Source organism: Pseudomonas sp. GM24, from assembly GCF_000282235.1.
Classification (GTDB): domain Bacteria; phylum Pseudomonadota; class Gammaproteobacteria; order Pseudomonadales; family Pseudomonadaceae; genus Aquipseudomonas.
Genome location: NZ_AKJR01000035.1, coordinates 35,860 through 42,378 on the forward strand (window position 1 = coordinate 35,860; position 6,519 = coordinate 42,378).

Below are 6,519 nucleotides of genomic sequence, written 5' to 3' on the forward strand. Positions count from 1 at the left end.
GTCGACGTAAGGTGCTGCACATGGATAAATGGATTGAGTTGGTCAAGGCCAAGATGAGTGAACTCAAAATCACTCAAACAGAGCTCGGAGAGCGCGTCGGCATGTCCCAGGGCGGGATAGGCCATTGGCTGAACAAGCGTCGCGAACCCGGCATCACGGAAATGAACCGCGTGCTGCAGGCGTTGGGCATGGATTTCCTCGAAGTGGTGCTGGTGATCCGTGAACCGCAACCAATGGCGGACGACGAGATGCCGCTGGCGCAGAAGTACAACCCGTACTTCCGTTACCCGGTCAGCGATTGGCAGACGACCTGCGAGGTGCGCGAGAACGATCCGGCGTCTTACACCAAGGCATCCGGCAAGCAGCGCTTCGAACTGACGGATTACCATGCGCGTGGCCCGGCGTTCTGGCTGACGGTGACGGGGGATTCAATGACCGCTCCCAGTGGCCAGAGCATCGCCGAAGGCATGCTGATTCTGGTCGACCCGGCGGCCGAAGCGGTGCCCGGCAAACTGGTGATCGCCCAGTGGCCCGACAGCCCTGAAGCGATCTTCCGCAAACTCGACGAAGAGGGCGGCCAGCGTTACCTGGTGCCGCTCAATCCGACCTGGCCGAAAGCCCTGCTGACCGATGAGTGTCGAATCATCGGTGTTGTGGTTCAGGCAACGGCGCGTTACTAGTCAGATCGATCCGCGCCCGGCGTAGGATCGATCCTCCCCATCACACTGCTTCCAGTTCAACCAAAGCGCTGCCTTCGCCGACCATTTCGCCTTCCTGGCAATACAGCGCTTTGATCACTCCCGCATGCGGCGCGCGGATGCTGTGCTCCATCTTCATTGCTTCCAGCACCACCAGTTGCGCACCGGCCTCGACCGATTGCCCGGCCTCGACCAGCACACGGACAATGCTGCCGTTCATGGGCGCAGTCAGGCCACCCTGATGACTGTGACTGGCTTCGACGGCGCTGATCGGGTCATGCGTCTCGATGCGCCGCAACTCACCTTCCCATTGCAGATAAAGCGCATCACCTTGGCGGATAGCCCGCAACGTACGACGTACGCCATCGTGCTCGACGATGAGGGCTTCGCCGGACAGTCTGGCGTGATCATCGGCATTCAGCGTCAGTGCTCGATCCTGTCCCTCGCAACTCAAATGCAGGGTGATTTCCCGAGGCAATCCCGCACGCAAACCGCTGTTGAGTGACCATGGCGAAGCCGGGTCATCCTGGCGCGCCAACTGCGGCAGGCTCTGCGCCACCGCCTGAGCCGCCGCGTTCCAGAACGCATCGCTCAACGCGCCCGGCGCGGGTAGCAATTGCTCCTGATAACGCGGAATAAACCCGGTATCCAACTCCGCCGCCGCAAACGCCGGATGGGCGATGATCCGCCGCAAAAAGTTGATGTTGGTCTTCAATCCGCCAATCGCGAATTCGTCGAGCATGCTCAACAGACGCAGGCGCGCCTGCTCACGATCCTCGCCCCAGGCAATCAGCTTGCCCAGCATCGGGTCGTAGAACGGCGAAATTTCATCGCCTTCTTCGACCCCGCTATCCACCCGGCGCCCCGGTCCTTGCGCCGATTCGCGATACAACGCCAAACGCCCGGTCGCCGGCAGGAAGTCATTCGCAGGGTCTTCGGCGTACAAGCGCACTTCAATCGCATGACCGTTTAACGGCACCTGCGCCTGGGTGATCGGCAGCGCTTCACCACGGGCTACGCGGATCTGCCACGCGACCAGGTCCAGACCGGTGATGGCCTCGGTCACTGGATGCTCCACTTGCAGGCGCGTATTCATCTCCATAAAGAAGAACTCACCGCGCGCATCCAGCAAAAATTCCACAGTACCGGCGCCGACATAACCGATTGCCTGCGCCGAGCGCACAGCCGCCTCGCCCATGGCGCGACGCAGCTCCGGGGTCAGGCCCGGTGCCGGCGCTTCTTCGACGACTTTCTGATGGCGTCGTTGAATCGAGCAGTCACGCTCGTTGAGGTACAGGCAGTTGCCATGTTGATCGGCGAACACCTGGATTTCCACGTGACGCGGTTTGAGCAGGTATTTCTCCACCAGCATCCGCGAATCGCCGAACGACGACTGCGCTTCACGCTGAGCGGAGGCGAGGGCTTCGGCCAACTGGCTGACGTCCTCGACCACTTTCATGCCTTTGCCACCACCGCCGGCCGTGGCTTTGAGCAGCACCGGATAACCAATGCGTTCGCAGGCATCGCGGAAGGTGTCGAGGTCCTGTGCTTCGCCGTGATAACCCGGCACCAAAGGCACACCGGCGGTTTCCATCAGCGCTTTGGCGGCGGACTTGCTGCCCATGGCGTCAATGGCCGAGGCGGGCGGGCCGAGGAAAATCAGCCCGGCCGCTTCGATGGCACGAGCGAAGCCGGCGTTTTCCGAGAGAAAACCGTAACCCGGATGAATCGCCTGCGCGCCGCTGGCCTTGGCCGCTGCGATCAGTTTGTCGATTTGCAGATAACTGTCGGCGGCTTTGCTGCCGCCCAGGTCGACGCGAATATCCGCTTCCCGGCTGTGCCGCGCCTCGCGGTCGGTGGCGCTGTGCACGGCGACCGTGGTCAGGCCCAGCGCTTTGGCGGTGCGCATCACGCGGCAGGCGATTTCGCCACGGTTGGCCACCAGCAGGGTGGTGAGAACGGGTGCGCTCATCAATGCGGCTCCTTGGTGGTGGTTGCGGCTTGCCAGCTCGGTGGACGTTTTTGCAGAAAGGCGCGCAAGCCTTCCTGACCTTCCGGGCTGACGCGGATACGGGCGATGGCATTTTCGGTGTAGCGGCGCAGCGCCGGGGTCAGTGAGCCGTTGCCGACTTCACGCAGCAGGTCCTTGCTGGCGCGCATGGCGGCGGGGCTGTTGAGCAGCAAGTTGTTGATCCAGTGCTCGACTTGCTGATCAAGTTCAGCGGCCGGATGGCTCTCGGACAACAAACCGATTTCGCGCGCACGCTGCCCGCCGAAACGCTCGGCGGTCAGGGCATATCGACGTGCAGCGCGTTCGCCGATGGCCTGCACCACAAACGGGCTTATTACCGCCGGCGCCAGACCAATGCGTACTTCCGACAGGCAGAATTGCGCGTCATCGGCGCCAATCGCCATGTCACAGCAACTGATCAACCCCAGTGCGCCCCCGAATGCCGCGCCTTGTACCACAGCCACGGTGGGGATCTTCAGCTTGGCGAGGTTGTACATCAACTCTGCCAGTTCACGGGCGTCGTCGAGGTTGGTGTGGTAATCGAGTTCGGCCGATTGCTGCATCCACGCCAGATCAGCGCCGGCACTGAAGTGCTTGCCACGGCCACGCACCAGCAGGAAACGCAGGCTGGCGTCGCTGGCGACTTTGTCCAGCGCGAGGATCAGCTCGCGGATCATCTCGGCGTTGAAGGCGTTGTTCTTTTCCGCGCGGTTGAGCCACAGCGTGGCGAAACCCCGTGGGTCGCTCTGCAGTTCGAGGGTGTTGAAATCACTCATGAGATTCTCCCGATCACATCCGGAACACGCCGAAGCGGCTCGGTTCGATTGGCGCGTTCAGCGACGCGGACAGGGCCAGGGCCAGCACATCGCGGGTCTGCGCCGGGTCGATGACGCCGTCGTCCCATAGCCGTGCGCTGGAATAGTAGGGGTGACCCTGCTCTTCATACTGGTCGAGGATCGGTTGTTTGATCTCGGCTTCCTGCTCGGCACTGAAACCCTGACCGCTGCGCTCAGCCTGTTCGCGTTTGACCTGCACCAACACGCCCGCCGCCTGCTCGGCGCCCATCACGCCGATCCGCGCGTTCGGCCACATCCAGAGGAAGCGCGGATCGTAAGCGCGCCCGCACATGCCGTAGTTACCGGCGCCGAAGCTGCCGCCGATGATTACGGTGAATTTCGGCACTTTCGCGCAAGCCACGGCCGTGACCAGTTTCGCGCCATGTTTGGCGATGCCGCCGGCCTCGTATTTTTGGCCGACCATGAAGCCGGTGATGTTCTGCAAAAACAGCAGCGGAATGCCGCGCTGGCAGGCCAGTTCGATAAAGTGCGCGCCTTTCTGCGCGGCTTCGGCGAAGAGGATGCCGTTGTTCGCCAGAATCGCGATCGGGTAGCCGTGCAGATGCGCAAAGCCACACACCAGCGTGGTGCCGAACAAAGCCTTGAATTCATCGAACACCGAACCGTCGACCAGCCGCGCAATCACTTCGCGCACGTCGAACGGCTGCTTGGCATCGGCGGAAACCACGCCGTACAACTCATCGCTGGCGTACAGGGGCGCAATCGGCGTGCGTTGCTGCACTTCACCGAGTTTGCGCCAGTTAAGGTTGGCGACGCTGCGGCGGGCGAGGGCGAGGGCGTGTTCGTCGCTCTCGGCGTAATGGTCGGCGACCCCGGAAATCTTGCAGTGCACATCGGCGCCACCCAGATCCTCGGCGCTGACCACTTCACCGGTCGCAGCTTTCACCAGTGGCGGGCCGGCGAGAAAAATGGTGGCCTGATTGCGCACCATGATCGCTTCGTCGGCCATTGCCGGCACATAAGCGCCGCCAGCGGTGCAGGAGCCCATGACCACGGCGATCTGCGGAATGCCCATCGCGCTCATGTTGGCCTGGTTGAAGAAGATCCGCCCGAAGTGCTCGCGGTCCGGAAACACTTCGTCCTGACGCGGCAGGTTGGCGCCGCCGGAATCCACCAGATAAATGCACGGCAGACGATTCTGCTGAGCGATGGTCTGTGCGCGAAGATGTTTTTTCACGGTCAGCGGGTAGTACGAACCGCCCTTCACCGTCGCATCATTGGCGACGATCATGCACTCGACGCCTTCGACCCGACCGATCCCGGCAATCACGCCAGCGGCGGGCACGTCTTCGCCATACACGGCGTGGGCGGCCAATTGGCTGATTTCCAGAAACGGTGAGCCCGGATCGAGCAAACGGTTGATGCGTTCGCGCGGCAGCAGTTTGCCGCGCGAGGTGTGGCGTTCCTGGGCTTTCGCGCCGCCACCCTGCGCCACTTGGGCGAGCAGGGTGTGCAGGGCGTCGACCTGTTTGAGCATCGCCGCGCTGTTGGCGGCGAACTCCGCTGAGCGGGGATTGAGCTGAGTGTGCAGGGTAGCCATGGCCAGCTCCGTTTAGCGGGTTTCGTTGAACAGTTCGCGACCGATCAGCATGCGACGGATCTCACTGGTGCCAGCGCCGATTTCGTACAGCTTGGCGTCACGCAGCAGACGACCGGCCGGGAACTCATTGATGTAACCGTTACCGCCAAGAATCTGGATCGCGTCGAGGGCCATTTGCGTGGCGCGTTCGGCGGTGTAGAGGATCACCCCGGCGGCGTCCTTGCGGGTGGTTTCGCCGCGCTCGCAAGCCTGCGCAACTGCGTAGAGATAGGCGCGGCTGGCGTTGAGTTGGGTGTACATGTCGGCGACTTTGCCTTGAATCAGCTGGAATTCACCGATGCTTTGGCCGAACTGCTTGCGGTCGTGGATGTACGGCACGATCAGGTCCATGCACGACTGCATGATCCCGGTCGGGCCACCAGACAGCACCACTCGCTCGTAATCGAGGCCGCTCATCAGCACCTTTACGCCGCCGTTGAGCACGCCGAGGATATTTTCTTCCGGCACTTCGACGTCATCGAAAAACAGCTCGCAGGTGTTGGAACCGCGCATGCCGAGCTTGTCGAACTTGTTGCTGCGGCTGAAGCCTTTCCAGTCGCGCTCGACAATGAATGCGGTAATGCCGTGCGGGCCTTTCTCCAGATCGGTCTTGGCGTAGATCACGTAGGTGTTGGCGTCGGGGCCGTTGGTGATCCAGGTTTTGCTGCCGTTGAGGACGAAGCGGTCACCGCGTTTATCGGCGCGCAGTTTCATCGAGACCACGTCGGAGCCGGCGTTGGGCTCGCTCATCGCCAGTGCGCCGACGTGCTCGCCGCTGATCAGCTTCGGCAGGTATTTGGATTTCTGCTCGTGGTTGCCGTTGCGGTTGATCTGGTTGACGCAGAGGTTGGAATGCGCGCCGTAGGACAGCGCCACCGAGGCCGAACCGCGACTGATTTCTTCCATCGCCACCACGTGCGCCAGGTAACCCAGGCCTGCGCCGCCGTACTCCTCCGGCACGGTGATGCCGAGCAGGCCCATGTCGCCGAATTTGCGCCACATGTCGGCGGGGAACAGGTTGTCGCTGTCGATCTGCGCAGCGCGCGGAGCAATTTCCTTGGCGACAAAAGACTGAACCTGATCGCGCAGCATGTCGATGGTTTCACCGAGGGCGAAGTTCAGGGATGGATAGCTCATGGGTCACCTTTTGGCTTTTTTGTAGGGTGGGGAGGGCGGTCACTCGGCTCTCACCTTTACGTTAACGTAAGCCTGCGATGAAGGGCTGTCAATCACCCTTTACGTTAACGTCAACTTGAGCGACAGTAGGGGCAGTTCAAGATTGAAAGCTGATTAGATTTTGTAGGAGTGAGCCTGCTCGCGATCGCGTCGTGTCAGTCGACGTAAGTGTTGACTAATGGATCGAGATCGCGAGCA

The 6,519-nt window shown here is 61.8% G+C and carries 5 protein-coding genes; 1 reads left to right on the forward strand and 4 read right to left on the reverse strand.

The features are described from left to right. Positions 1–20: 20 nt before the first annotated feature. Positions 21–680: a LexA family protein gene (locus tag PMI23_RS05825; RefSeq protein WP_007917250.1), complete on the forward strand. Its 660-nt coding sequence runs from the start codon at positions 21–23 to the stop codon at positions 678–680. Between the two features lie 40 nt (positions 681–720). Here the strand turns inward: PMI23_RS05825 and PMI23_RS05830 are convergent, their stop codons facing one another. From PMI23_RS05830 to PMI23_RS05845, 4 genes are read right to left on the reverse strand one after another with little or no spacing between them, the layout of a single operon-like run. Continuing rightward, positions 721–2,670, reverse strand: coding sequence for an acetyl/propionyl/methylcrotonyl-CoA carboxylase subunit alpha (locus tag PMI23_RS05830; RefSeq protein WP_007917248.1), 1,950 nt, complete (start codon positions 2,668–2,670; stop codon positions 721–723). After that, positions 2,670–3,485 (reverse strand): gamma-carboxygeranoyl-CoA hydratase, encoded by an 816-nt coding sequence (locus PMI23_RS05835; RefSeq protein WP_007917240.1) that lies wholly within the window; start codon positions 3,483–3,485, stop codon positions 2,670–2,672. Before PMI23_RS05835 ends, PMI23_RS05830 begins: the two co-directional genes overlap by 1 nt. Before the next feature lie 13 nt (positions 3,486–3,498). Beyond that, on the reverse strand, positions 3,499–5,106 hold the full coding sequence (locus tag PMI23_RS05840) for a carboxyl transferase domain-containing protein (protein ID WP_007917238.1): 1,608 nt from the start codon (positions 5,104–5,106) through the stop codon (positions 3,499–3,501). A gap of 12 nt (positions 5,107–5,118) precedes the next feature. Then, positions 5,119–6,282, reverse strand: a complete 1,164-nt coding sequence (locus tag PMI23_RS05845; protein ID WP_007917237.1) for an isovaleryl-CoA dehydrogenase — start codon at positions 6,280–6,282, stop codon at positions 5,119–5,121. Positions 6,283–6,519: the final 237 nt, after the last annotated feature.